General features: G+C 63.6%; 23 protein-coding genes. 8 read left to right on the forward strand and 15 right to left on the reverse strand.

Features of this window, described 5'->3' with window-relative positions; genetic code table 11:
• Positions 1–25 precede the first annotated feature (25 nt).
• A complete protein-coding gene (gene acpA / locus PVT67_RS12135; RefSeq protein ID WP_301493878.1) occupies positions 26–1,564 on the reverse strand; it encodes an acid phosphatase in 1,539 nt (512 codons plus the stop codon).
• A 135-nt stretch (positions 1,565–1,699) separates the two neighbouring features.
• On the opposite strand from acpA, the gene PVT67_RS12140 reads away from it, so the two are divergent.
• Positions 1,700–2,896 carry a cytochrome-c peroxidase gene (locus PVT67_RS12140; RefSeq protein ID WP_301493879.1) on the forward strand — a complete coding sequence of 399 codons (1,197 nt, stop codon included), beginning with the start codon at positions 1,700–1,702 and terminating at the stop codon, positions 2,894–2,896.
• Here the strand turns inward: PVT67_RS12140 and PVT67_RS12145 are convergent.
• Positions 2,887–3,582, reverse strand: coding sequence for an alpha/beta fold hydrolase (locus PVT67_RS12145; RefSeq protein ID WP_301493880.1), 696 nt, complete (start codon positions 3,580–3,582; stop codon positions 2,887–2,889). The two genes, PVT67_RS12140 and PVT67_RS12145, sit on opposite strands and share 10 nt — an antisense overlap.
• Positions 3,583–3,725: 143 nt before the next feature.
• Between PVT67_RS12145 and PVT67_RS12150 the strand changes: the two genes are divergently transcribed.
• Entirely contained in the window at positions 3,726–4,403 is a 678-nt protein-coding gene (locus PVT67_RS12150) for a response regulator (protein ID WP_301493881.1), read from the forward strand.
• Between the two features lie 34 nt (positions 4,404–4,437).
• A complete protein-coding gene (locus PVT67_RS12155; RefSeq protein WP_301493882.1) occupies positions 4,438–5,811 on the forward strand; it encodes an ATP-binding protein in 1,374 nt (457 codons plus the stop codon).
• Between the two features lie 27 nt (positions 5,812–5,838).
• On the opposite strand, the gene PVT67_RS12160 is transcribed toward PVT67_RS12155, so the two are convergent.
• A complete protein-coding gene (locus tag PVT67_RS12160; protein WP_301493883.1) occupies positions 5,839–6,957 on the reverse strand; it encodes a 1-acyl-sn-glycerol-3-phosphate acyltransferase in 1,119 nt (372 codons plus the stop codon).
• A 137-nt stretch (positions 6,958–7,094) separates the two neighbouring features.
• Here PVT67_RS12160 and PVT67_RS12165 point away from each other — a divergent pair, with 137 nt between their 5' ends.
• Both PVT67_RS12165 and PVT67_RS12170 read left to right on the forward strand, forming a co-directional pair.
• Positions 7,095–7,685, forward strand: coding sequence for a hypothetical protein (locus PVT67_RS12165; protein WP_301493884.1), 591 nt, complete (start codon positions 7,095–7,097; stop codon positions 7,683–7,685).
• Positions 7,686–7,730: 45 nt separating this feature from the next.
• On the forward strand, positions 7,731–8,378 hold the full coding sequence (locus PVT67_RS12170) for a phosphoribosyltransferase (RefSeq protein ID WP_301493885.1): 648 nt from the start codon (positions 7,731–7,733) through the stop codon (positions 8,376–8,378).
• A 37-nt stretch (positions 8,379–8,415) separates the two neighbouring features.
• On the opposite strand, the gene PVT67_RS12175 is transcribed toward PVT67_RS12170, so the two are convergent.
• The 12 genes from PVT67_RS12175 to PVT67_RS12230 form a co-directional block, all read right to left on the reverse strand.
• A complete protein-coding gene (locus tag PVT67_RS12175; protein WP_301493886.1) occupies positions 8,416–9,720 on the reverse strand; it encodes an inosine/guanosine kinase in 1,305 nt (434 codons plus the stop codon).
• A 166-nt stretch (positions 9,721–9,886) separates the two neighbouring features.
• Positions 9,887–10,972 carry a ferrochelatase gene (gene hemH / locus PVT67_RS12180; protein WP_301493887.1) on the reverse strand — a complete coding sequence of 362 codons (1,086 nt, stop codon included), beginning with the start codon at positions 10,970–10,972 and terminating at the stop codon, positions 9,887–9,889.
• 97 nt (positions 10,973–11,069) lie between these two features.
• Positions 11,070–11,714 (reverse strand): adenylate kinase, encoded by a 645-nt coding sequence (gene adk / locus PVT67_RS12185; RefSeq protein WP_301493888.1) that lies wholly within the window; start codon positions 11,712–11,714, stop codon positions 11,070–11,072.
• Positions 11,715–11,858: 144 nt separating this feature from the next.
• Positions 11,859–13,709 (reverse strand): molecular chaperone HtpG, encoded by a 1,851-nt coding sequence (gene htpG / locus PVT67_RS12190; RefSeq protein ID WP_301493889.1) that lies wholly within the window; start codon positions 13,707–13,709, stop codon positions 11,859–11,861.
• A 185-nt stretch (positions 13,710–13,894) separates the two neighbouring features.
• Complete coding sequence (gene recR, locus PVT67_RS12195; RefSeq protein ID WP_301493890.1) at positions 13,895–14,494, reverse strand: recombination mediator RecR; 600 nt, start codon at positions 14,492–14,494, stop codon at positions 13,895–13,897.
• 3 nt (positions 14,495–14,497) lie between these two features.
• The gene (locus PVT67_RS12200) at positions 14,498–14,827 is read right to left on the reverse strand and encodes a YbaB/EbfC family nucleoid-associated protein (RefSeq protein WP_301493891.1); all 330 of its coding nucleotides are present in this window, start codon (positions 14,825–14,827) and stop codon (positions 14,498–14,500) included.
• Between the two features lie 9 nt (positions 14,828–14,836).
• The gene (gene dnaX / locus PVT67_RS12205) at positions 14,837–17,173 is read right to left on the reverse strand and encodes a DNA polymerase III subunit gamma/tau (RefSeq protein WP_301493892.1); all 2,337 of its coding nucleotides are present in this window, start codon (positions 17,171–17,173) and stop codon (positions 14,837–14,839) included.
• 88 nt (positions 17,174–17,261) lie between these two features.
• Positions 17,262–17,813 (reverse strand): adenine phosphoribosyltransferase, encoded by a 552-nt coding sequence (apt, locus tag PVT67_RS12210; RefSeq protein WP_419181013.1) that lies wholly within the window; start codon positions 17,811–17,813, stop codon positions 17,262–17,264.
• A 60-nt stretch (positions 17,814–17,873) separates the two neighbouring features.
• The gene (locus PVT67_RS12215) at positions 17,874–18,248 is read right to left on the reverse strand and encodes a YbaN family protein (RefSeq protein ID WP_301493894.1); all 375 of its coding nucleotides are present in this window, start codon (positions 18,246–18,248) and stop codon (positions 17,874–17,876) included.
• 234 nt (positions 18,249–18,482) lie between these two features.
• On the reverse strand, positions 18,483–19,217 hold the full coding sequence (locus tag PVT67_RS12220) for an HvfC family RiPP maturation protein (RefSeq protein ID WP_301493895.1): 735 nt from the start codon (positions 19,215–19,217) through the stop codon (positions 18,483–18,485).
• Positions 19,217–20,050, reverse strand: coding sequence for an HvfB family MNIO-type RiPP peptide maturase (locus PVT67_RS12225; protein WP_301493896.1), 834 nt, complete (start codon positions 20,048–20,050; stop codon positions 19,217–19,219). The genes PVT67_RS12220 and PVT67_RS12225 overlap by 1 nt, the downstream gene beginning before the upstream one ends.
• A gap of 43 nt (positions 20,051–20,093) precedes the next feature.
• Positions 20,094–20,498, reverse strand: a complete 405-nt coding sequence (locus PVT67_RS12230) for a hypothetical protein (RefSeq protein ID WP_301493897.1) — start codon at positions 20,496–20,498, stop codon at positions 20,094–20,096.
• 161 nt (positions 20,499–20,659) lie between these two features.
• Here PVT67_RS12230 and PVT67_RS12235 point away from each other — a divergent pair, with 161 nt between their 5' ends.
• The 3 genes from PVT67_RS12235 (at position 20,660) to PVT67_RS12245 (ending at position 23,327) form a co-directional block, all read left to right on the forward strand.
• Positions 20,660–21,586: a tRNA-dihydrouridine synthase gene (locus tag PVT67_RS12235; RefSeq protein WP_301499693.1), complete on the forward strand. Its 927-nt coding sequence runs from the start codon at positions 20,660–20,662 to the stop codon at positions 21,584–21,586.
• A gap of 67 nt (positions 21,587–21,653) precedes the next feature.
• Positions 21,654–21,986: a TraR/DksA family transcriptional regulator gene (locus tag PVT67_RS12240; protein WP_301493898.1), complete on the forward strand. Its 333-nt coding sequence runs from the start codon at positions 21,654–21,656 to the stop codon at positions 21,984–21,986.
• Between the two features lie 198 nt (positions 21,987–22,184).
• Entirely contained in the window at positions 22,185–23,327 is a 1,143-nt protein-coding gene (locus tag PVT67_RS12245; protein ID WP_301493899.1) for a chorismate mutase, read from the forward strand.
• The last annotated feature ends 225 nt before the right edge of the window (positions 23,328–23,552 follow it).

The raw sequence follows: 23,552 nt of genomic DNA on the forward strand, positions 1-23,552 counted from the left end.
GGGCTTTTTTTCATCTGGCGCTGGCTTACTTGGAGAGATCCAAGGCGCCGGTCAGGTCGCCAAGGGCAGGGCCCTTGTTGGCCTTCAGGGCCTGGTCGCGTACCACCAGGCCTTCCAGCACCGGCAGATCCCAACGCTTGGTGATGAAGCGCAGTATGGAGGTGGTGTCGTAGAAGCTGTGGTCCACATAGCCGCGCTTTGCGTAGGGCGAGACGATGATGGCCGGGATGCGGCTGCCCGGGCCCCAGCGGTCGGCCTTGGGCGGAGCCACGTGGTCCCAGTAGCCGCCGTTCTCGTCGTAGGTCACCACCACCAGCATGTGCTTCCACTGAGGGCTCTTCTTGAGCTGCTCTATGATGTCGGCGATGTGCTGGTCACCGTCCAGCACGTTGGCGTAGCCGGAGTGCTGGTTGAGGTTGCCCTGGGGCTTGTAGAAGCTGACGGCGGGCAGCTTGCCGGCCTGGATGGCGGCCATGAAGTCCTTCTCGTCCTTCAGGTGTTCCTTGCGGGCCTCGGTGCCGGGGGCCAGATCCTTGAAGTAGTTGAAGGGCTGGTGGTGGGCCTGGAAGTTGGGCACAGGGTAGTCGTAGACCTTGCTGCGATCCTCGCTTGCCTCATCCCAGGCACCTGAGTACCAGGCCCAGCTGACGTGCTTAGTGTCCAACATGTCGCCGATGTGCTTCTGGGTCTGGGGCGGCAGCACATGGGGATCGGCGGGGTTGGCGTAGGCCGGGTCACCGCCGTCCGCCGGAGCCACGCCGCTCGGCTGGTAGGGGGGCTGCATGGTGTTGACGGCGAAGAAGTCCGGGGTCAAGGCGCCGTCGTTTTCGAACTTGGGCGGCCCCTGCAAGGCGCTTTCAGGGCTGTTGTCCGCCAGCTTGAGGGTGACGCCGTCGGCGTCCACCACCGCTATCTTGTTCCTGGCCGGGCTTTGGTCGGCGTCGGGATAGTAAGGGGAGCAGGCGCAGATCAGCCGGATATGGTTGAAGAAGGAGCCGCCGAAACCACCCATGAAGAAGTTGTCGGCCAGGGTGTATTCCTTGGCTATCTTCCACAGCGGCATGTCCTTGCCGTCGTAGTACCCCATCACCAGGGCGCCGGCGTCGGAGAAGGCCACAAACCTGTCGTTGCGGCCATGGTCAATCTGCATCTGGTTCTGGTAGAAGCGGTGCACCAGGTCGCGGGTACGCACGTTCAGACCCAGGTTGAAACCATGGGGATCGTTGATCTGGAAGGGGGCGTTGGGCAGGCCGGCGGACATCTCTTCGGTCACGGCCGGGGTGACGCCGTCACCGCTCATGCCGCCCCAGGCGGGAGGCAGGGTCTTGAGGGAATGCTGGCCGCTGCGGTCGAGCTGCTTGTAGCCTTCCTGCTTGAGGGCGTCGGCGATGCCGTTGGCGCCAGGGAAAAGCCCATAGAGGTTATCGAAGCTGCGGTTTTCCCCGAAGATCACCACAACGTTATCAATCTTGCTGAGATCCTTGGCCGTGATCTCCTGCTTGGGCGCCTCGCCGCACCCCGCCAAAACCAGGGCGCCCAGCGCCAAGCCGTATTTGAGCTTCATTGTCATTATCCTGTCCATGCCAAAGTGCTATTGTGCCGCCAGGCGGGCAGCCGGTGCCGCCTGAGCGAGCCGCGCTGTTGATGTTACGCGGCAAGCTGCCAACAATAACAGCCTATTTTTACAATGATTATTTCAATGCGCCTTTTGTTTCTGTTCGCCTTGCTGCCCTTTTTCCTGCAGGCTGCCGAGGACGTCCAGGCCCTGCAGCGCAGCCACATCCAGGCCCAGAGGGCCAAGGTGCTGGCCATGCAGGCCCTGGGGGAAAAGCTCTTTCATGATCCCGCCCTGTCCGGCTCCGGCGCCTTGGCCTGTGCCAGCTGCCACCAGCAGAGCCTGGGTTTTTCCTCCCCCCTGGCCTTGATGCCGGGAGGCAAGAAGCTGCTGCAAAAAGGCAACCGCGCCGTGCCGGGCCTGACCTACCTGCAGAGCGTGCCCGCCTTCACCGAGCATTTTTTTGAAAACGACGGCGACGACAGCATCGACAACGGCGCCACCGGCGGCCTCACCTGGGACGGCCGGGTGGACAGGGTCCAGCAGCAGGTGCAGATCCCGCTCTTTGCAGGCAACGAGATGGCCAGCTCCCCCGCCATCATCGCCGCCGCCATCGACAAGGCCCCCTACCGAGCCCAGTTCGAAGCCCTGTTCGGCAAGGCCCTGCAACAGAGCCCTGACAAGATACTGGCCGGAGTGGCGAACAGCCTGGCCGCCTACCTGCACAGCCCCGTCTTCTACCCTTATTCCAGCAAGTTCGACGCCGTCATGGCCGGCAAGGCCAGCTTCACGGCCCAGGAGGCCAGGGGCTTGGCCGCCTTCAACGACCCTGCCAAGGGCAATTGCGCCAGCTGCCATTTCTCGAGCCCCGACGCCTCGGGGGCGCCGGCCAGGTTTACCGATTTCGGCATGATAGCCCTGGGCCTGCCGCGCAACATGGCCATCTCGGAAAACGTCGACAAAACGCATTTCGACCTCGGCCTCTGCGGGCCGCTGCGCACCGACCTCAAGGACCAGGCCCGCTATTGCGGCCTCTTCAGGGCGCCGAGCCTGCGCAACGTGGCGTTGAGGACCCACTTCTTCCACAACGGCGTCATCACCAGCCTGCACGACGCCATCGCCTTCTACGCCACCCGGGACACGGATCCCGGCCGCTGGTATCCCAAGGGGCCGGACGGCAAAGTGCAGAAATTCAACGACCTGCCCCAAGAATACTGGGGCAACATCAACAGGGACCCGCCCTTTGGCGGCAAGCCGGGGGATGCGCCTGCCTTTTCCGAGCAGGACATCGAGGACATCGAGGCCTTCCTCGGGACCCTGTCCGACGGCTATCAGCCGTAGCGCTTGAGGAAGTCGGCCATCAGCGGCAGCACCAATTCGGGGTGCTGGATGGGGCCCATATGGCCGGCGTCCACTTCCACCAACTGGGCCTGGGGTAGCCGGCGGGCCAGTTCAAAGGCCACGGCCCGGCTGGAGGCGGGGCTTTGGCTCCCGACCATCAGCAGCAGAGGCACTGTGATGGCGGCCGGATCCGTACTTTCCCCGATCAGGGCCTCGAAGTCCTTGAGCACCTTGGGGGCCTGGGCCGCCAACCGCTGCTGGAGCCTGGCCGGCATGGCCGCGAAGCTGCCCTCGCCGCTCCAATAGTCCACGAAGGCCTGGGCCCCTTGGCTGGCGTCGAGCCTGGCCATGCGCGCCCCCAGGTCCTCGGCCGCCTGGCGCCCTGCGTTCTCCTTGGGCAGCAGCCAGAAGGCCACGGGTTCATAGAGGCAAAGGGCCTTGACCTTGTCCGGCTGGGTCACCGCCAGGTGCAGGGCCGTAGCCGCACCGTAAGAATGTCCCACAAGCGTCATTGGCTCGTTCAGTGCGATACGGGCCGCCTCCAAGGCGAGGGAGAAGGGGCCGGCTGGCGCCATCGGTGCCTCGCCGTAACCGTAGAAATCATGGAGAAGCCCAGGAAAATCCTGGGCCAGGGGCCGCCACTGGCGGCTGTCGCTCATGGAACTGTGCAGGTACACCAGGCCCATTTACTACTCCTTTACTGCTGAAATCCGGGCCTGCGGCCCCAGGGATAAAACTGAATGCGGGCTGTCTTCGTTCAGCTTTGTTGATTGTCTTCGTTCAGCTTGGCGCCTAACCTTGGCCCCAACACCAATAGGGAGACAAGCACATGAAAGTTCTGGTCGTTGAGGATGATAACCTGCTGCGCCATCACCTTAAGGTGCAACTGTCCGAACGGGGTTTCGGCGTCCACGCCGCCCCCAACGCCGAGGAAGCCCGCTTCTTCGCCGAAGAATACGAGCTGGACGTGGCCATTGTCGACCTGGGCCTGCCGGGCATGGACGGCATCACCCTGATCAAGACCTTCCGCGAGGAGGGCAAGACTTTCCCCATCATCATCCTGACCGCCCGTGGCAACTGGCAGGACAAGGTGGAAGGCCTCGAGGCCGGCGCCGACGACTACCTGGTCAAGCCCTTCCAGATGGAAGAGCTGATCGCCCGCCTGCAGGCCTTGTCACGGCGCGCCGCCGGCTTCGCCAGCCCCACCATAGAGGCCGAGCCCTTCAAGCTGGACTTGGCCAAGAAGCAGGCCTTCCGCGCCGAAGAGCCCCTGACCCTGACCGCCTACGAATACAAGCTGCTGGAATTTTTGATGCGCCACCACCAGGAAGTGGTCAGCAAGCAGCGGCTGGTGGAGCAGCTCTATGACGACCATATAGAGCGCGACTCCAACGTGGTGGAAGTGCTGATCGGCCGGCTGCGCAAGAAGCTGGACCCGGACAATGCCCTCACCCCCATCGAAACCATCCGTGGTCAGGGCTACATGTTCAGGTTAACCTGTCAGTAAATAAAAGATCGCTAAGGCGAGGACAAGCCGCTCAGTGCGCCCCTTATCCCTCAAAGGCCGGGTAATGCTGGCCACCACCGTCTCGGTGGTGGCCTTTTTGGCGTTTGTCAGCTTCGCCATCATCAAGTCTTACCAAAGCGCCACCGAAGGCACCATAGAGCGCAACCTGGGCCAGGACGTCAACGAGCTGATCGCCCTCTTGGAAGACACCCAGGGCACCGGCTGGCTGCCCAACGAACTGGTCAACCCCAACTACAACCAGCCCTTGTCCAACAACATAGGCCTCATCTTCGATCAGGAAGGCAAGCTGATCTGGCGCTCCCTGTCGAGCTACCGCTACGAGTTCGACTTCCACCCCGTCTTCTACAACCTCAACCGCCAGTTCTACCACAAGGAGATCGAGGGAGACGGCTTCTTCATCTACGAGTTCTCGGTGCGGCTGCCCCTGGGGGACAGCGTCAAGGACTACACCCTGATGACCATGTACCAGGACAAGGACTACCAGCGGGACGCCTCCCAGTTCGCCACCATAGTGCTGCTGTGGATGACGGGCGGCCTCTTCCTGATGCTGCTGGTGATCACCTGGACATTGCGCTGGGGCTTCAGCCCGCTGCGGATCCTGGCCGGGGAACTGTCGGAGATGAAGAGCGGTGAGCGGGGCCAGCTGTCCCACCATTACCCCACCGAGATAGCCCGCATCACCAGGCCGCTCAACGCCCTGCTGCACCGGGAGCAGGAATCGCGGGAGCGCCTCAAGCACACCATGGGAGACTTGGCCCACAGCCTCAAGACGCCCCTGGCCGCCATCCAGGCCTCGGCCCAGAGCCTGGAAATATTGCCTGACGTGCCCAAGGATCCCCTGGCCGACATCATCGAGCAGGCCCAGCGCATGAACAGCACCATCACCTACCAGCTGAAAAGGGCCGTGGTGGGCCGCCAGGGCCTGGCCCAGAGCCGCATCGATCCGAGGCCCGTCACCGAGAAACTGGTGCGGGCCCTGACCAAGGTCTACGGCGACAAGGACGTGGAGTGCGAACTGGAAGTCGAGCCCGGCTGCTACTTCGACGGCGACGAAGGGGACCTGATGGAGATCCTCGGCAACTTGCTGGAGAACGCCTTCAGGCTCTGCGTCTGCCAGGTGAAGGTGAAACTGGCCTTCCTGGGGGAAAAGCAGCGCCAGCAGCTCTTGATCCAGGTGGACGACGACGGCCCTGGCGTGCCTGAGGAGAAGCGGGAAAGCATACTGCAGCGCGGGGTGCGGGCCGACTCACGCAACCCCGGCCAAGGCATAGGCCTGGCGGTGGTGGTGGATATCGTCGCCTCCTACCACGGCATCCTCACCGTCGGCCGGGCCGAGGAGCTGGGCGGGGCCAGCTTCATGATCAGCCTGCCGCTCGGCAACTACTGAGAGGGCTGCCAAGCGCAGCCCTCCGCCTCAAGCCCGCTCGGCGGGCTCTGCTTTCAACTTCTCGGCACTGAGTACAGGGTTGGCATAGGCCGCCTTGAGCAGCGCCGCCTCTTTTGCCGGGAGATCCCTGACCCTTTCTGCCAGCCAAGGGGCCGCCTCGTCGCTTACCCCTGCCGCCGCCAGGTTGCTGGGGAAGAGGTGGTAGTTGCCCTGGATCTGGCGGTCCAGCTCGGCCGCCAGTTGGTCGGGGTCGGTGATGCCCTCGCCCTGGATGGGCTCGCCAAAGGCCACATGAATGCGCCCCTTCTGGCCGGTCAGGCCCAGGCCTATGGCCTTGAGATCCTCCAACTCCCCCTTCTCGTAGCAGCCGGTGCTGGCCAGGGTGGCCAGCTCGCGGGCCTTGAGCTTGTCGCAGGGGTCGATTTCGTAGCTGACGGTGACCGGCACTATGGCCAGGCGGTCCACCATCTCGCTGAAGCTCCTCTGCTTGCGGTGGGCCAGGAACAACATCTTCAGCAGAGCCGGCTCTGTGAGGTCCAGTCCGTCCTTGGCGCGGCCTTCGCGCTGGGCTATCCAGACGCTCTGCCCTTCCTGGAGGCTGTGGTCTATGTAGGCCGATAGTTGGCCAAGGGCCGCCGCCAGCTCCCGCACCCCTTTGGCGGAACGCTTGACGATGAAGCTCTTGTTGAGCCGCATCAGGTCGGTGGCATAGGGCCGCTTCAGCAGGTTGTCGCCGATGCCGATACGCACCGTATCCATGCCGGCCTGGTAGCGCACCCAGTTGACCAGGGCCGGATCCAGGGCGATGTCCCTGTGGTTGGAGACAAAGAGATAGGCCTTGTTCGGGTCCAGCTTGTCAAGGCCGGAGCTGGTCACACCGGCGCTGGAGCCGTCGAGGATGCGGGCCATGATGTCCGCCACCTGCAGCTGGAAGTCCCGCACGCTGCGGATGGGGTCGAAGCGGCGGTGCAGCTGGCGCTTGACCAGGGCCCGCATCAGGGGGCCAAGGTATCGGGCCAGGCGGGGAAACTCGAAGCCGGCGATCAGGGCGGCGAATTCGTCACAGCGGGTCAGGCGCGCCAGCACCTCGGCCACCTCTTCGTCCTGGTAAGGCCTGATGTCGTGAAAGGGATCTAGGGACTGCATTCTTGTTGTTCTAATGGCGAAAGATTTGGGCCCCTATGATAACGCCTTGGCAGCGTACCGCCAGGGCGGGGGGCTTCTCGAAAATGAAAACTCTGATAAGGTATTGACGTCGCTAATTTATTTCATAAGGAAATGCCATGACCGACCAAGCAGGCCTGCGTCCTAGGATCTGGGGCCCCCTGGTTTTGGTGCTGCTGGCCGCCCTGGCCTTCGCCCTCGACCCCGTCGCCCTCGCCTACAAGCAGGACGCCGCCACCACCATCCCCTCCCTGTTCGGTTACCTGGTGCTGGTGTCCATGGTGGTGGAACGGGCCACCGAGATCTTCCTCTCCGCCTGGCGCAGCACCGAAGCGGACCACATGGACCAGAAGCTCGCCAGCCTCAAGACCAGCCTGGCGGACGCCAAGGCCGCCGGCACCGACCCAACGTCCCTTAACAGCCAGTTGGAGCAGGCCCAGACGGAGCGCACCAGTTATCGCGCCCGCTCCAGGCGTATCGCCCAGTGGATAGGCCTCATCATCGGCTCCTTGGTATCCCTGGCCGGGGTGCGGATCCTCGGCAACCTGGTCAGCGCCGCCGCCCTGCCCCACTGGCAGCAGCAGCTGTTCGTGATGGTGGATGTGCTGCTGACCGGTACCGTGCTGGCCGGCGGTTCCGATGCCGTCAACAAGCTGATGAAGGTCTACAGCAACGCCATGAGCAGCACCGCCGACAAGCTCAAAAGCTGAGCCCCAGGGGCTAACCTTGAAGTAGGCCCCTTGGAGAACGCAGCGGTGAAACTACCCCTAGATGACAGGCAGGCCGCCGGCCTGCTGTTGGCCGAGGCCCTGCTGGAGCGCAAACCGCCGGGAGAGCTGCTGGTGTTGGCCCTGCCGCGCGGTGGAGTGCCGGTGGCGGCCGTCATAGCCAAACGCCTGGGCGCCGGCCTGGACCTGATGCTGGTGCGCAAACTCGGCTTTCCCGGCCACAAGGAGTTGGCCATGGGCGCCATCGCCAGCGGCGGCATAGAGGTGTTGAACGAAGACCTGGTCGCCAGTGGCTACGTCAATCCTGACGCCCTGGCCAGGGTTCGCCAGGATGAACGACAGGAACTGGCCAGGCGCGACAAGGCCTACCGCGGCAGCCGCCCCTGGCCCAGCCTCAAGGGTAAGACAGTGATACTGGTGGACGACGGCGTCGCCACAGGCGCCACCATGCTGGCCGCCGTCAAGGCCGCCCGGGGCCAGGAGCCGGCCGCCATCTGGGTAGCGGTGCCGGTGGCGCCCATGGATACCCTCCACAAACTCAAGGCGGCCGCCGACCAGGTGGTCTGCCTCGCCGCCCCGGAGCCCTTCATGGCCATAGGCCAGTGGTACCGGGATTTCTCCCAGACCGAGGACGAAGAGGTGCTGGCCTTGCTGGACGAAGCCTGGAACCGCTAAGCCCTGCCCCAATAAAAAAGCGCCGTAAGGCGCTTTTTTATTGGTCCCAGTAGACCTCTTCGAGGCTGTCTTCCCGCTCCGGCAGGCCCCGCGAGAGCCGAGGGGAGTGCTGCACCAGCACCTCGTAGCTGACGCGGTTGGCGTACTTGCTCACTTGGGACAGGGAGGAATAGGCCAGGAACTGGGCCACATGCTTGGAGCTGTTCGGCACGTTGAGGCGGTGGTAGTCGTTGGCCGCCATGTCATGCAGTACCGCCGCCAGGGCGCCGTCGCCGGCGCCGTTGGTGTTCTTGATGCGGTCAGGCCCGCCCATGTAGGGGGAGATATGGGTGTAGACCTTGACCGGCTGCTGGCAGTCTGCCTTGCGCATGGGCCTGGAGAATTCGAAGCGGTTAAACTCGGGGATGGCCCCCGGCAGCAGCTGGCGGCTGGTGTCGCGCTTCTGATCGTCTTCCACGTGGGCGGCCAGGTAGAGGCCGACGGGGCCGGCCGTGCAGAGCACCATGTCGGTCCAGTCCAGCACCTGCTCGCAGGCCAGCAGGGGATCGCTGTGACCGGTCAGGGCCAGGGCCTCGTCCTCGTTCATGGCGACGACGGTGACGTTGTCACGGATGAACTGCTGCCACCAGTCCTTGCGGTCTTCGACGATGAACTTAGTGCCCATGGTCAGCACCACGGGCACACCGGCCTCCTTGGCCCAGGCCACGGCCTGCATGGTGGTGTCCTTCATGGGCTCGTGCGCGTCGCAGCGCACCAGGTAGGCGGAGATCACCAGGGCCGAGCCGGTCTGGATCAGGGTCTTGTCCAGGTGGCTGACGTCCAGCAGGTTCATCACCCCTTTGTTGATGGCGAAACTGCGCTCGCCGTCCGGGGCTATCAGGGTGATGCACTGGCCGATGGAGCCCGCCGCCGGCTGCAGGTAGTTGAGGTCCACCTTGGAGGAGGTGTTGCACAGGTAGCGGTAGGAGGAACTGCCGACACGGATGCTCTCGTTCATCACCCCGAACAGCACCGATCTGTCGTCGGACAGCACCGAGTAGTTGTGCAGGGTATTGCCTATGGTGCCGCCGGCGTACTCGGAGACGATGAGGTCGTTCTCGGTCAGCTCCTTGTAGATGGCCTCGGCCTTGGCCGGCTCGATCAGCATGGAGTGGCCCTTGGACAGGCCGTACTTGGCCAGGAAGCTCTCAGGCACATGGGCTTCGATGTCCACCAGCACCTGGTCGATACCGCAGATATGGCTGGCGATGGGCTTGTTGAGCGGTGACAGTTCGCTCAGCAGGGGATCGCGGGACTCAACCGGGAAAAAGTGCTTACTCTTGCGCTGGCCAGGGAATTTCATGTGCTTTTCTCAAGGACCCTTTTTGAGGCGGGCGATAGTAGCAGAAGCCAAAGGCTAACTCACCGTCTTCATTTTAGGAAAACGATTGCCTTCAAAAAGGCATGGCACACCGGCCAAATTTGGCCCTGCCCTCCTCCAAAAAATCAGGGAAAACAGGGCCTTGAGATCAGGCCTTGGCGCCCAGCGCCACGGCCCTGGCGGCGCTGGCGCTAAAGTCCTCTTCGCCGCTGCCCAGCCAGCCCCCCAGGTTCTGCACGATCAGCTGATCCAGGGCGTCCAGGTGGGCCGGGTTGGCGTTGAGGGCGGGGATGTATTCGAAGCGCTCGCCGCCCCCGGCCAGGAAATAGCCGCGGTTCTCGACGGCGATCTCCTCCAAGGTCTCCAGGCAGTCGGCCGAGAAACCGGGGCAGGCCAGCTGCACCGACTTGACCCCGTCCTTGGCCAGTTGCTTGAGGGTGGCGTCGGTGTAGGGTTTTAGCCACTCGGCCTTGCCGAAGCGGGACTGGAAGGTCACCAGCAGCTCGGCCTCATCCAGCCCCAGGCGCTCGCGCAGCAGCCGGGCCGTCTTCTGGCAATGGCAGTAGTAGGGGTCGCCCAGCTTGAGGTTGCGCTTGGGGATGCCGTGGAAGGACAGCAGCAGCTTCTCGGCCCGGCCGTGCTGGGTCCAGTGTGCCTCTATGCTCTGGGCCAGGGCCTCGATATAGGGGCCAAAGTCGTGGTAGCTGGCCACGAAGCGCAGGGAGGGCAGCCAGCGGCGCCGGACGAGGTCGGTATTGACCTTGTCCAGGGTGGAAGCGCTGGTGCTGGCGCAGTACTGGGGATAGAGGGGCAGCACCAGCAGCCTGTCCACGCCCTGGTCCAGCAGCTGCTGTATGGCGGTATCGATGGCCGGGTTGCCGTAGCGCATGGCAAAGGCCAGCACCAGTTGGTCGCCGAAGCGGGCCTTGAGCCGTTCGGCCAGCCCCTTGGCCTGGTCCTCGGTGTGATAAAGCAGCGGCGAGCCGCGCTCCGTCCAGACCTGCTGGTAGGCGTGGGCGGACTTCTTGGGTCTGGTATTGAGGATGATGCCGTTCAAGATAAGCCACCACAAAGGCCTTGGGATCTCCACCACCCGCGGATCCCAGAGGAATTCCTTGAGGTAGCGGCGCAGCGCCTTGGGGGTGGGGGCGTCGGGGGTGCCGAGGTTGGTGATCAGCACCCCAATCTTGGGGGGCTGGCCGTGCTGGAACTGGGGACTTCCCTGGTAGCGCATAGGAGGCTCTCGAAACCTTGATGCCCCTTCTACGGGGCCAAGTGACTGATTGCCCACAAGGATACGAAAAAAAGGCCCCTTGTCGGGGCCTTTTTTCTTAAGCGAGCTCTGCGGACAGCAGCTGGCTCACTTCCTCAACCGGCTTGGTGCCGTCGATCTTGAGGTAACGGTTGTTACCGGCCTTGGCCTCGGTCTGGTAGTAACCGATCAGCGGCTCTGTCTGCTCGTGGTAGACGGCCAGGCGCTTGCGCACCGTCTCGACTTCGTCGTCGGCACGGATCACCAGATCCTCACCTGTCTCGTCGTCCTTACCTTCCACCTTGGGCGGGTTGTAGGTGACGTGGTAGACACGGCCGGAGGCGGGGTGCACGCGGCGGCCGCTCATGCGCTCGACGATGACCTCGTCGGCCACGTCGAACTCGATGACCACGTCGATGGCCACACCGTTGTCCTTCATGGCGTCAGCCTGGGGAATGGTGCGGGGGAAACCGTCCAGCAGGAAGCCGTTCTTGCAGTCGTCCTGATTGATACGCTCTTTGACCAGGCCGATGATGATGTCGTCGGAAACCAGTTGGCCGGCGTCCATGACCTTCTTCGCTTCCAGGCCCAGGGGCGTGCCGGCGGCGATGGCGCCACGCAGCATGTCGCCGGTGGAGATCTGCGGTATGCCGAACTTCTTCATCAGGAATTGGGCCTGAGTGCCCTTCCCTGCGCCAGGGGCGCCAAGCAGGATAATGCGCATTTGTAGCTCTCTATAGAATGGAAAAGCGAACGCAGCGGGTTGCGTGAAAGGCCATAGGGTACACAGCCAGGGCCTTTAAGAAAAGGTTAAGGGCGGCCGAGGCCGCCCTTAGTTTGTCTCAAAATGTCATGGATGCGGGCTTTTTCAGAGGCTGCCCAGCATCAACTTGTTGAGACGCTTCACGAAGCCGGTGGGGTCTTCCAGGCTGCCGCGCTCGGCCAGCAGGGCCTGGTCGAACAAGAGGCCGACGCTGTCGTCGAAGGCTTCCCCTTCGCGGCTTTCCAGGGCCTTGACCACGGGGTGCTCGGGGTTGAGTTCGAAGACGTAGTTGACGGTGGGGGCGCTTTGGCCGACCGAGGCCAGCAGCTTGGCCATCTGGCTGGACATGCCGTGCTCGCTGGTCACCACGCAGGCCGGGGACTCGGACAGGCGGTGGGTGAAGCGCACCTCTGTCACCTGCTCGCCGAGGCTGTCCTTGACCCTCGCCAGCAGCCCTTCCAGGGCCTTCTCGGCGTCCTTCTCATCCTCGCTCACCTCGAGATCCAGCTCGCCGCGGGTGGCGGACACCAGCTGCTTGCCCTGGTACTCGGTGAGGTGGCTCATCATCCAGTCGTCGATGCGCTCGGACAGCAGCAGCACTTCATAGCCCTTCTTGCGCAGCACCTCCAGGTGCGGGCTGAAGCGGGCGGCGTTGAAGCTGTCGGCCACAACAAAGTAGATCTTGTCCTGGCCTTCCTTCATGCGGCCGACGTAGTCGTCCAGGCTCACCAGGTGCTCGGTGTCGTCATGGTGCGTGGAGTGGAAGCGCAGCAGGGCGGCGATGGCTTCGCGGTTGGCGAAATCCTCGGCCGGGCCTTCCTTGAGCACAGTACCGAAGTTCTTCCAGAAGCCGGCGTACTCCTCGGGCTTGTCCTTGGCCAGCTTTTCCAGCATGCCCAGCACCCGCTTGCTGATGGCGCCCTTCATGGACTGGGTCAGCTTGGAGTCCTGCAAGATCTCGCGGCTGACGTTCAGCGGCAGGTCGGCCGAGTCCACCAGGCCTTTGACGAAGCGCAGGTACTGGGGCAGGAAGACTTCGGCGTCGTCCATGATGAAGACGCGCTTCACATAGAGCTTGAGGCCGTGCTGGCGCTCGCGCTGGTAGAGATCCCAGGGGGCGTTCTTGGGGATGTAGAGCAGGGAGGTGTATTCGTGCTTGCCCTCGACCTTGTTGTGGCTCCAGGTCAGGGGCTCGCCGAAGTCATGGGAAATGTGCTGGTAGAAGCTGATGTAGTCTTCGTCCTTGACCTCACTCTTGGCCTTCATCCACAGGGCCGTGCCCTGGTTGATGGCCTCGAAGGCCCCTTCCTCGCCCTCTTTCTTGGCGTCCTTGTAGAGTTCCACCGGCACGCCGATGTGGTCGGAATAGGTGTGGATCACCTGCTCCAGCTTCCAGCTGTCCAGGAAGCCTTTTTCTTCCTCTTTGAGGTGCAGGATGATGTCGGTGCCGCGGCCCTGCTTGTCGCTGGGGCCTGTCTCGAAGGTGCCTTCGCCCCGGGAGCGCCACAGCACAGCCTCTTTCTGGCCGGCGGCACGGCTGTGCACTTCCACCTCGTCCGCCACCATGAAGGCGGAGTAGAAGCCGACCCCGAACTGGCCGATCAGCTGGCTGTCCTTGGCGGCGTCGCCGGACAGGTTCTGGAAGAAGGCCTTGGTGCCGGACTTGGCGATGGTGCCGAGGTGTTCCACCACCTCGGCTTCGGTCATGCCGATGCCGTTGTCGCTGATGGTGAGGGTGCCTTTGTCCTTGTCGGCGCGCACGCGCACCTTGAGATCACCATCCCCTTCGTAAAGCTCGGCGTGCTCCAGGGCCTTGAAGCGCAGCTTGTCGGCGGCGTCGGCGGCGTTGGAGATCAGTTCGCGAAGGAAGATGTCCTTGTTGGAATACAGGGAGTGGATCATCAGCTGCAGCAGCTGCTGCACTTCGGTTTGAAAGCCGTGGGTTTGGGTGGTCATCTTTCCACAGTCCTCTTGTGTTGCGGGCTGGCAGAAAGATGGGGACGGCCTCAAGGATTTCAAGGCTCAGGAAATGAAAAAGGGTGAACCTCGAAGCAGGAGCACGGCTCCTGTGCAGGTGAACGCCCGGCCCTGGACGGCCGGGCCGGGCCCGGCGCCAGGGAGGGCTTGGTGTTCACTTTAGGTCAGAGCGGCTGGCGCCCACTGAAAGAATGGGACAATGTAGTACCGTCCACATACTCCAGTTCGCCCCCCACGGGCACCCCGTGGGCGATGCGGCTGACCTTGACGCCGTGGCGCCTGGCCATCTGGGCCACATAATGGGCTGTGGCGTCCCCTTCCACCGTCGGGTTGGTGGCGAGGATGAGCTCCTGCCATTGCTCACGGCCCAGCAGGGCGTCCAGCTTGTCCAGCTCCAGCTCGGCCGGGCCTATGCCGTCCAGCGGCGAGAGGTGGCCCATCAGCACGAAGTAGCGGCCGGCAAAGAGGCCGGTCTGCTCTATGGCCATGACGTCGCCTGGAGTCTCCACCACGCACAGCTGGCCGGATTCGAGCCGCCTGGAGTTGGCACAGATGCCACACTTGTCCTGCTCGGTGAAGGTCCGGCAGTCGCCACAGTGGCCAATCTTTTCCAGGGCCTGTTGCAGGCGGCCGGCCAGCTTCAGGCCTCCTTGCCTGTCCCGCTCCAACAGGTGGAAGGCCATGCGGGTGGCGGACTTGCCGCCGACCCCGGGCAGGACACGCAAGGCTTCGATAAGCTCACGCAGGAGCGGGCTGAACTCCATGGCTTAGAAGGGGAACTGCATGCCGCCGGGCAGCTTCATGCCGCCGGTGACGCCCGCCATCTTGGCCTTGGACTCGGTCTCGACCCGGCGCACGGCGTCGTTGATGGCGGCGGCGATGAGATCTTCGAGCATCTCCTTGTCGTCTTCCATCAGGCTGGGATCGATCTCGATGCGGCGCACATTGTGGTTGCCCAGCATGGTGACCTTGACCAGGCCGGCACCGGCTTCGCCAGTGACTTCCATGGTGGCGATCTCTTCCTGGGCCTTTTGCATGCGCTCCTGCATCTGCTGGGCCTGCTTCATCAGGTTGCCCATTCCGCCTTTACCAAACATCGTCTTACCTCACATGATCGGGCGGACGCTGTCCGCCACCAGTTCTGCATCAAACAGGGTTATGAATTCGCCTACCCTGGGATCTTGGGCCAGGGATGCCTCGGCATGGGCCTGGCAGCTTGCCAAAATACGGTTGGAGAGCGCAAGGGGGCTCTCCCGCCCTTCTGGGTGTTCGGCCACCTGTACTTGGAGCTGGCCCTCATGGAGCCCGGCCTGGGCCAGGGCGTCGGCGAGATCCTCCAGGTTACGCGCCAGGTGCTTCTGGGCCGGGGTCAGCAGCAACAGCCAGTCCTGGCCTTGCGGCTGCCAGACCGAATTGAGCGCCAACTGGCGCACGAAGCCCCCTATGGGGAGCTGCTCGCAGCATTCGAACCAGAAACGGTCATCTTCGCGGGCCTCCGCCAGGGCCTTGGTCACCCCGGGGTAAGGGGCGCCCTTCGGGCTCCCCAAAGAGTCCCCCGAAGGAGTGCCCGCTGGGCCGCCGACGCTGTCCTCGCCCAAGGCGCCTGCCGGCGCGCCAGATGCTACCTCTTCATGCCTGGCTGCAGCTCCGTTTGCCGCGGGCCCGCCCGCCAGGGGTTGGCCGGGGGCCGGAGCATCGAAACGCTGCGGTACCGGGGCTAACTCGGCCAGGGTCGCGGCCTGGGGTTCGTCTTCCAACCAGGGGGGCACCAAGCCCTCGCTGATCGGCTGGGGTTCGTCATCGAGCCAAGGGGGCGCATCGTCCCAGCCGGCCTCGACCAAAGCGGGAGCTGGCTGGGGTTCATTCTTTACTGGGGCCGGCACGCTCTGCGCGGCAGGGCGGCGCTCCACCGGCTTGGGCACCGGCGCGGCTTCAGGCTTTTTTGTGCCGTCGCCCTCCTGGCGGGCCTTGATGGCTTGGCGGGCCGCCAACATCTGGTCCGTGGGGTTGGCCGGCGCCGGGGCCTTGGCGTCCACCACCGGCTGTTGCGCCGGTTGAGGGGCTGGTGCCGAAGGACTCACCGCCTCACCCTGGGGCCTGAAGCCCTGAGCCTCGGCCATGGCCATCAGATGGGCCTGCTGGGCGGCCAGATCGTCCTCGTGGACTACCGGCGGTGCCTGCATGACAGGCCGTGGCGCCGTCGCAGGCGATGGCGCCGGTTCGATTTCCGGTGCCGGCGCCTGGGCTGGGGTCGCCATCACAGGGGCTACCGGTTCGACCACGACAGGTTTTAATTCTGCTTGCTGCGCTGCAGGCATTGCCTGCAGCCTGGGCAGCGGCGCCTTGGCCCTGGGAGCCGGCACCGGCTGGGCCTGGTTGTCGATATCGAAGGCCAGCATCCGCAGCAACGTCATTTCCAGGGCCATGCGCGGATCGGGGCAGAACGGCAGGTCGCGGCGGCCGTGCAGCACCATCTGGTAGAAGAGCTGCAATTGCTGGGGGCTCAGGGCGGTGGCCAGTTGCTCGGCCGCCTCTTCCTGGGTGCCCGGCAACTGCTGGGCTATGGCGGCCTGGTGCAGCAAGGTCAGCAGATCCCCCAGCAGCCCGTGGTAGTCGGGCGACATCATGGCCACCTGCTCTATGGCGGCCAGCAGCGTGGCCCCCTCCCCTGCCACCACGGCCGCCAGCAAGTGCTCGGCGTGGCGGTTGTCGAGGGTGCCCAGCATGGACTGGACGTTGTCCAGCAGCACCTGGCCGTTACCGTGGGCTATGGCCTGGTCGGTGAGGCTCAAGGCGTCACGCATGGAGCCGTTGGCGGCCTTGGCCAGCAGTTTGAGGGCTGGCGCCTCGAAGCCCAGCTGTTCTTCACCCAGCACATAGCTCAGGTGGTTGCTGATGAGCTCGGGGCTCAGGCTCTTGAGGTTGAACTGCAGGCAGCGGGACAGGATGGTGACCGGCAGCTTCTGGGGATCCGTCGTGGCCAGCAGGAACTTGACGTGCTCCGGCGGCTCTTCCAGGGTCTTGAGCAGGGCGTTGAAGGAATGCCGGGACAGCATGTGCACTTCGTCGATGAGGTACACCTTGTAGCGGCCGCGACTGGGCCTGTACTGGACGTTGTCGAGGATCTCGCGGGTGTCTTCCACCTTGGTGCGCGAGGCGGCATCCACCTCGATGAGGTCGACGAAATTGCCGCGCTCTATCTCCAGGCAGGTGCTGCATTGGCCGCAGGGGGTGGGGGTGACGCCCGTCTCGCAGTTGAGGCTCTTGGCGAAGATCCGCGCCAGGGTCGTCTTACCGACACCGCGGGTGCCGGTGAAGAGGTAGGCGTGGTGCAGGCGGTTCTGGGCCAGGGCATTGTTGAGCGCCCTCACCACGTGTTCTTGGCCCACCAGCGCCGAGAATTGCTGGGGCCGCCACTTACGCGCCAGTACCTGATATGCCATGCCGTCTTCGTCTCAAGCTGTCCTGGCCATCATGCTAACACAGCAAAGGCCCAGCAGGCAGACCGCCGCCCTTTGGCGGCGGCCGGCATCAATGCCCTTCGAACTGCACCAGGTCGAAGATGGCGATGCCCTGTTTTTCCAGGCGCTGGATACCGCCCAGCTCCGGCAGGGAAACGATGAAGGCGGCCTGGCTGGCGTCGCCACCCAGCTCCCGCACCAGCTTGGCGGTGGCTTCGATGGTGCCGCCGGTAGCCAGCAGGTCGTCCACCAGCAACACCTTGTCACCTGGGACTATGGCGTCGGTGTGGATCTCCAGCATGTCCTGGCCGTACTCCAGCTCGTAGGTCTGGGACAGGGTCTGGCGGGGCAGCTTGCCGGGCTTGCGCACCGGCACGAAACCGACGCCCAGGGCCAGGGCCAGGGGCGCGCCGAAGATGAAGCCGCGGGCCTCGGCGCCCACCACTTTGGTGAAACCCTGATCTTCGAAATGCTCGGCCAGCGCCGTGATGCTCTCGGCAAAAGCGCGAGGGTCCTGCATCAGGCTGGTCACGTCACGGAAGAGGATGCCCGGCTTGGGGTAGTCGGGGATGGACTTGATGGCGGCTTTGATCAACGCCAGGCTGTCTTGGTTCATGCTCATTTTTCACACAGTGCCTAAGCCAAAGCGCCAAAGGGTAAGGTCTTTTGCCGCTCCTGGCAATCAGGGGCTGTCTTCTTCCACGACCGGCAAGCGGTAAAGGTAGCCAAGCACGGCCACCATGATCGCCAGCAGCATCAGCTTCAAACCCAAGCGCGGCACCAGCCACATGGACAGGCTGAAGGTCACCAACATCATGGCCACGGCCCTGTTGCGGTAACGGCGGCGCAGGCCGCGGCTGTTTTCCCAATCCCTGACCATCTGCCCGAACCAGCGATTCTGGCGCAGCCACCGGTGGCAGCGGGGCGAGCCCTTGGCGAAGCACCAGGCCGCCAGCAGGATGAAGGGGGTGGTAGGCAGCAGCGGCAGTGCTATGCCGAGGATCCCAAGGGCGATGGCCAGCCAACCGGCAGCCAGGTAAACAAAACGCAGTACCATTTTTTATCCATAAAAAAGCCACGCCTGGGCGTGGCTTAGTTCAGCGCCTCTCTGTCAGGAGAAGTGCTTAACCAGGGTCAGGAGCACCGGCAGAGTCGGCAGGCAAAGCACGGCCAGGATGCCAATGGCGTGCTTGATGTTGAAAGCTTCTTTGAAATGCTGTTCGGCCATGGGGTACTCCTCTGAATAGGTGGCGGCATTCTACCCAATGGATTGATGCAGATCAATTTTTGTTCAATTTTTCCGCAATACCGCCTTGCTGCCGAGGTCGGCCAGGGTTTCTTGCAGGCCAGGCGCAAGCTCCTCTTCCTTCATGCCCAGCCAGGCGGACAGGGCGGCCTTGAGCTCCGCCAGGCGGATGCCGGGGCGCTGCACCACCAGCTCCAGCAGGGCGGCGGTGGCGGCATTGAGGACGGTGAAACCTATGCCGTCCCGCCAGTCCCGGTAGACCAGCAGGAAGAGGGGGCTCTCCAGGGGCTCAGTGGGCCTGAAATCAATGCTTATCTGGTGCACCGGCCAAGGGTAGGCGGCCAGCCTGGCGGCGCCGGAAAAACGCAGCGCCGTCCCGTCATGCAGTTCCCCCAGCGGCTCCCCTTCTTCCTCGGCGCGGCCCACTTCCAACTCCAACCACTCGTAATGGGCAAGCTCGCGGATAAAGGGCGGATCGCAGTCCCCGGACTGGAAGGCCGGGGAGTCCAGGTAGTCGAGGAAGGCGCCGCTGATGTCCAAAAAAAGCGGGCTCTTGCAGTCATGGTCGGCATAGAAGCGCCGGGCCAGGGCCTGCCAGTCGGGGCCCTGGTAGAGGCTTTTGAGCACCGGGAAGGCCGAGGCCAAAAAGCCTTCGACGTTGTTGAAAAAGAGCCGCCGGTAGATGGCCAGGCGCCGGTCTTCAATACCGGCCGGCGCAGGATGTTGTTGCGGGTCGCGAATATGGGCCATCAAGGCCTCTTGCAAGGCGCGAAAGTCCATCAGGCCACCTGCCTTAGCGCCTGCTGCTGGCGGGCATGGATCTCACCCACCTCCGCCAGCAGCTTGTCCAGGGAGGGGATGTTGAAGTCCCTTTCCAGCAGGGTGGGAAAGACGCCGTGGTATCGGTAGGCCTTTTCCAGCAGTTCCCAGACAGGGGCTATGACGTCGGCGCCATGGGTGTCGACGATAAGATCAGGCGCCTCCTGGTGGTGGCCGGCGATATGGCCGCAGGCGATGCGGTGGCTGGGCAGCGCCTTGAGGAAAGCCTCGGCATCGTAGCCGTGGTTGATGGCGTTGACGTGGATGTTGTTGACGTCCAGCAGCAGCTGGCAGTCCGCTTCTTCCAACACCGCCTTGATGAAGTCGCTCTCCGCCATCTCCTGGCCGGGGGCGGCGTAGTAGGAGACGTTTTCCAAGGCCAGGGGCCGCTCCAGCACCTGCTGCACTTCCCTGACCCGGGCGGCCACATGGCGCACCGCTTCTTCGGTGAAGGGAATGGGCATCAAGTCGTAGAGATGGGCGTTGCCGGAACAAAAGGAGAGGTGTTCCGAGTAGAGCCGTACCTGGTGCAGATCCAGGAACGCCTTGAGTTCCTTGAGGAAAGCCCTGTCCAAGGGGGCCGGGCCGCCGATGGAAAGCGACAGGCCGTGGCAGTTGACGGTGTGCTGTTCGGTCAGGGCCCGGAAACGGCGGCCCAAGGGGCCACCGAGGCGCATCCAGTTTTCGGGGGCCACCTCCAGGAAAGCAAGAGGCTCGGGCAAGGCCTGCCCTTCCAGCTCCCCCATGAAATCCCGGCGCAGCCCAAGGCCGGCCCCCTGTACGGAAAAAGTCATCTCAGCCCCCAAAGAAAAGGCGGGCCGAGGCCCGCCGCCAGACTCAGATGGCGCTGCCGCACTGGCCTTCTTCGTGGGCCTTGGTGCCCTCGCCGCAGTTGCCTTCTTTGGCCTTGGCATCGCTCATGGCCTTGCCCTTGTCGCCGCCACAGTTGCCTTCCTTCTTGGCCTTGGCATCGGCCTTCATTTGGGCTTTGTCGTCGGCCTTCATCTTGGCCTTGTCGCCGCCGCACTGGCCTTCTTTGGCCTTGCTGGCCTGGGCCTTGCCTTCTTCGGCCGCGCTGCCGCCGCACTTTGCCTCACCACACTTGGCCTCCAGGCTGGAAACCTGGTAGCCCTTTGCCAGATCCAGCATGGCAAAGGGGGAAGCCTGGGCCTCGGAGGCCGTGGCCAGTGAGCCAACGACCAGAGCGCCCAGCGCCGCCGCGACAGTGTTACGTGCTTTCATGTGATATTCCTTTTCGTACTTGACTGAGGTTGCGACATGGATGGCCGGTTGCCAGTTTGTCATGTCAGGTCACAGCAACAGACCCGACCCATCCCTTATCTCTTTCATTCGCCATCAAATACCGTACACTTGCCGCCCGGTTTTGTCTCGAGGTTCGGGTGATGCGCGTATTGCTGGCGCCGATGGAAGGGGTGGTCGACCACCTGATGCGTGAGCTGCTGACGGCAGAAGGCGGCTTCGATCTCTGCGTCACCGAATTCCTGCGGGTGGTGGAGCAACTGCATCCGGCCCGGAGCTTCTACAAGGTTTGCCCTGAACTCCACAACGGCGCCCGCACTGCCAGCGGTGTGCCGGTGCGCATCCAGCTGCTGGGCCAGTCTCCCCAATGGCTGGCCGAGAACGCCGTGCGGGCCGTGGAGCTGGGCTCCCCCGGCGTGGACCTCAACTTCGGCTGCCCGGCCAAGACGGTGAACCGCAACAAGGGCGGTTCTGTGCTGCTCAAGGAGCCGGAGACCCTCTATGCCATCATCTCCGAGGTGCGCAAAGCGGTACCGGCCGCCTTCCCCGTCACCGCCAAGATCCGCCTCGGCTACGACGATGCTTGCCTGATGCTGGACAACGCCCGCGCCGTGCAAAACGCCGGCGCCAGCGAGCTCTGTATCCATGCCCGCACCAAAAGAGACGGCTACCGCCCCCCGGCCTACTGGGACCAGATAGCCCGCATCAAGGACGTGGTGTCCCTGCCCATCATCGCCAACGGCGAGATCTGGACGCCGGAGGATGCCAGGCGCTGCCAGGCAGAATCCGGTTGCGTGGATCTGATGCTGGGCCGAGGCGCCCTGGCCTGCCCCAGCCTTGCCGCCAGCATCAAGGGCCTGACGGCCAAACAGCCCTGGTCTCAGGTCAGGGAGCTGCTCAAGCGTTATTCGCGCTTCGAGATCCAAGGCGACAAGGGCCAGTACTATCCCAACCGCCTCAAGCAGTGGCTGCAGTTCCTGCGCCTGCAATACCCCGAGGCCCAGGCCCTTTTCGATAGCGTCCGCACCCTCAAAGACAAGGACCAGATGCTCGATTGCATCGGACCTTGATGCAGGTCAGCAAAGCCGCCCCAGCCAGGCCCTAGACTGGGTGCTCCAAAAACGAGGGGATGCATCCATGCCTGATTTCCAATTGGCACTGGTTAAGGAACAAGAGCAGCTCCAGCAGAAGATCAAGGTGCGCCTGATCGAGATGGGGGCCTCCAGGAACCTGCTGGACGCCCTCGACAGCCAGGGATTGGACGGCATAGGCGCCAGCCTGGCCCTGTTGCCGGACCGCCAGCTTTACGGCCTCTGCCAGCGCCTTGGCCAAGTAGAGGCGGCCCTGTGCCAGCTCGACCTGGGGCTGTTTGGGATCTGCTCAGACTGCGACGGCGAGATAGAGGTGGAGCGGCTGGTGGCCGACCCTGCCGAGCAGCGTTGCAGCACCTGCAGCCACAGGCAGGTTTAAAAAGCTTGCCATGCCGCCAGGGGCCCGGCATGCTGGGGTCATCAAGCATCCTGGGTTTGCACCATGACCAACACCGCCGCCCTGTTCTTTTTCGTGTTCTTCGCTGCCCGCAAGGGAGGCGACGGCGCTGCTTGAATCGAATTCAGTCAAGTCCGAAGGCCTCCCACCCAGGGAGGCCTTTTTCGTTTTGGAGGCAAAATGGATCTTAATCAGTTAAGGCAGGACATCGAAAAACTCGACCAGGACCTGCTCGGCTGCCTGGCCAGGCGGCGCCAAATCGCCTTGGAAGTGGCCAAGACCAAGGCCGAGCGCCAGGGGGCCGTCAGGGACCAGGAGCGGGAAGCCAGTTTGCTGCTCAGGCTGATGGACCAGGGCAAGGCCCTGGGACTGGATCCGGCCTACCTGACCCGGCTCTACCAGATCATCATCGAAGACTCGGTACTGCTGCAGCAGGCTTGGATGCAACAGGGCCAGGAGCAAGGCGCCCTGCTCATCGCCCATCTGGGCCAGCCCGGCACCTATTCGCACCTGGCCGCCCAGGGCTACGCCAGCCGCCGCCAGCGCCCCTTCCAGGGCCTGTCCTGTGAGTCCTTTGCCGACATAGTGAAAGCCGTGGAAGAAGGCCGCGCCCCCCTCGGCATCTTGCCCATCGAGAACAGCTCCTCGGGCTCCATCAACGAGGTCTACGACCTGCTGCGCCACACCCACCTGCATATCGTCGGCGAGACCTACCTGCCGGTGGACCACCACCTGCTGGTCAAACCCGGTCTGGCGCTGGAACAAATCAAGGCGGTCCACGGCCATCCCCAGGCCCTGACCCAGTGCTCCCATTATCTCGGCAAGCTGGAGGTGCACCAGCAGGCCTGCGCCTCCTCGGCCCATGCCATGGCCCTGGTGGCGGCAAGCGACGAGCCCCTGGCCGCCATAGGCCCGGAAAGCGGCGGCGCCCTCTACGGCCTGGTGGCCCTGGCGCACCAGCTGGCCAACCAGGACCAGAACCAGACCCGCTTCATCCTGGTCAGCCGCGACGCCCGGACTGTACCGGCCCAGTTGCCGGCCAAGACCAGCCTGATCATGGCCACCCACAACACCCCGGGCGCCCTGGTGGACGCCTTGCAGGTGCTGCGCCAGAACGGCATCAACATCGCCAAGCTCGAATCCAGGCCCATGCCGGGCAACCCCTGGGAAGAGCTCTTCTACGTGGATCTGGCCATCAACGACCAGAGCGAGGCCTGGCAGCAGGCCAGGCAGCAACTGGCCGCCATGACTCGCTTCACCAAGGTGCTGGGCTGCTACCTGGACGAGCGGGTCAAGCCGACCCGCCCTCCCCTGCCCCAATAACGAAAGCCCCTGCAGGGGCTTTTTTTGCCACTGTATAGACCGGGGACATCGCTGACAGGTGTGCGGAGATATGGCTAATGGTGATGTTGAATTTAATTTATAAAATTGTTTGGCCAGCATCTTTCTTGACGTTTTTCTGTCTCTTTCAAAAGAATGGGCAAGTCCCCAAATTTCAGGAGATCGTCATAAGAATGGCATCTTCAATCGACCAATAAAAAAGGCGGC

Source organism: Gallaecimonas kandeliae (assembly GCF_030450055.1).
Taxonomy (GTDB): Bacteria; Pseudomonadota; Gammaproteobacteria; order Enterobacterales; family Gallaecimonadaceae; genus Gallaecimonas; species Gallaecimonas kandeliae.

Bases quoted from the DNA above. Each gene is read 5' to 3' on its own strand.
- PVT67_RS12245 (WP_301493899.1), top strand. From the start codon at position 22,185: ATGGATCTTAATCAGTTAAGGCAGGACATCGAAAAACTCGACCAGGAC.
- hemH (WP_301493887.1), bottom strand. From the start codon at position 10,972: ATGCGCTACCAGGGAAGTCCCCAGTTCCAGCACGGCCAGCCCCCCAAG.
- adk (WP_301493888.1), bottom strand. From the start codon at position 11,714: ATGCGCATTATCCTGCTTGGCGCCCCTGGCGCAGGGAAGGGCACTCAG.
- acpA (WP_301493878.1), bottom strand. From the start codon at position 1,564: ATGAAGCTCAAATACGGCTTGGCGCTGGGCGCCCTGGTTTTGGCGGGG.
- recR (WP_301493890.1), bottom strand. From the start codon at position 14,494: ATGGAGTTCAGCCCGCTCCTGCGTGAGCTTATCGAAGCCTTGCGTGTC.
- PVT67_RS12175 (WP_301493886.1), bottom strand. From the start codon at position 9,720: ATGAAATTCCCTGGCCAGCGCAAGAGTAAGCACTTTTTCCCGGTTGAG.
- PVT67_RS12145 (WP_301493880.1), bottom strand. From the start codon at position 3,582: ATGGGCCTGGTGTACCTGCACAGTTCCATGAGCGACAGCCGCCAGTGG.
- PVT67_RS12240 (WP_301493898.1), top strand. From the start codon at position 21,654: ATGCCTGATTTCCAATTGGCACTGGTTAAGGAACAAGAGCAGCTCCAG.
- PVT67_RS12230 (WP_301493897.1), bottom strand. From the start codon at position 20,498: ATGAAAGCACGTAACACTGTCGCGGCGGCGCTGGGCGCTCTGGTCGTT.
- apt (WP_419181013.1), bottom strand. From the start codon at position 17,813: ATGAGCATGAACCAAGACAGCCTGGCGTTGATCAAAGCCGCCATCAAG.
- PVT67_RS12220 (WP_301493895.1), bottom strand. From the start codon at position 19,217: ATGGACTTTCGCGCCTTGCAAGAGGCCTTGATGGCCCATATTCGCGAC.
- PVT67_RS12150 (WP_301493881.1), top strand. From the start codon at position 3,726: ATGAAAGTTCTGGTCGTTGAGGATGATAACCTGCTGCGCCATCACCTT.
- PVT67_RS12225 (WP_301493896.1), bottom strand. From the start codon at position 20,050: ATGACTTTTTCCGTACAGGGGGCCGGCCTTGGGCTGCGCCGGGATTTC.
- PVT67_RS12200 (WP_301493891.1), bottom strand. From the start codon at position 14,827: ATGTTTGGTAAAGGCGGAATGGGCAACCTGATGAAGCAGGCCCAGCAG.
- htpG (WP_301493889.1), bottom strand. From the start codon at position 13,709: ATGACCACCCAAACCCACGGCTTTCAAACCGAAGTGCAGCAGCTGCTG.
- PVT67_RS12235 (WP_301499693.1), top strand. From the start codon at position 20,660: ATGCGCGTATTGCTGGCGCCGATGGAAGGGGTGGTCGACCACCTGATG.
- PVT67_RS12140 (WP_301493879.1), top strand. From the start codon at position 1,700: ATGCGCCTTTTGTTTCTGTTCGCCTTGCTGCCCTTTTTCCTGCAGGCT.
- dnaX (WP_301493892.1), bottom strand. From the start codon at position 17,173: ATGGCATATCAGGTACTGGCGCGTAAGTGGCGGCCCCAGCAATTCTCG.
- PVT67_RS12165 (WP_301493884.1), top strand. From the start codon at position 7,095: ATGACCGACCAAGCAGGCCTGCGTCCTAGGATCTGGGGCCCCCTGGTT.
- PVT67_RS12215 (WP_301493894.1), bottom strand. From the start codon at position 18,248: ATGGTACTGCGTTTTGTTTACCTGGCTGCCGGTTGGCTGGCCATCGCC.
- PVT67_RS12160 (WP_301493883.1), bottom strand. From the start codon at position 6,957: ATGCAGTCCCTAGATCCCTTTCACGACATCAGGCCTTACCAGGACGAA.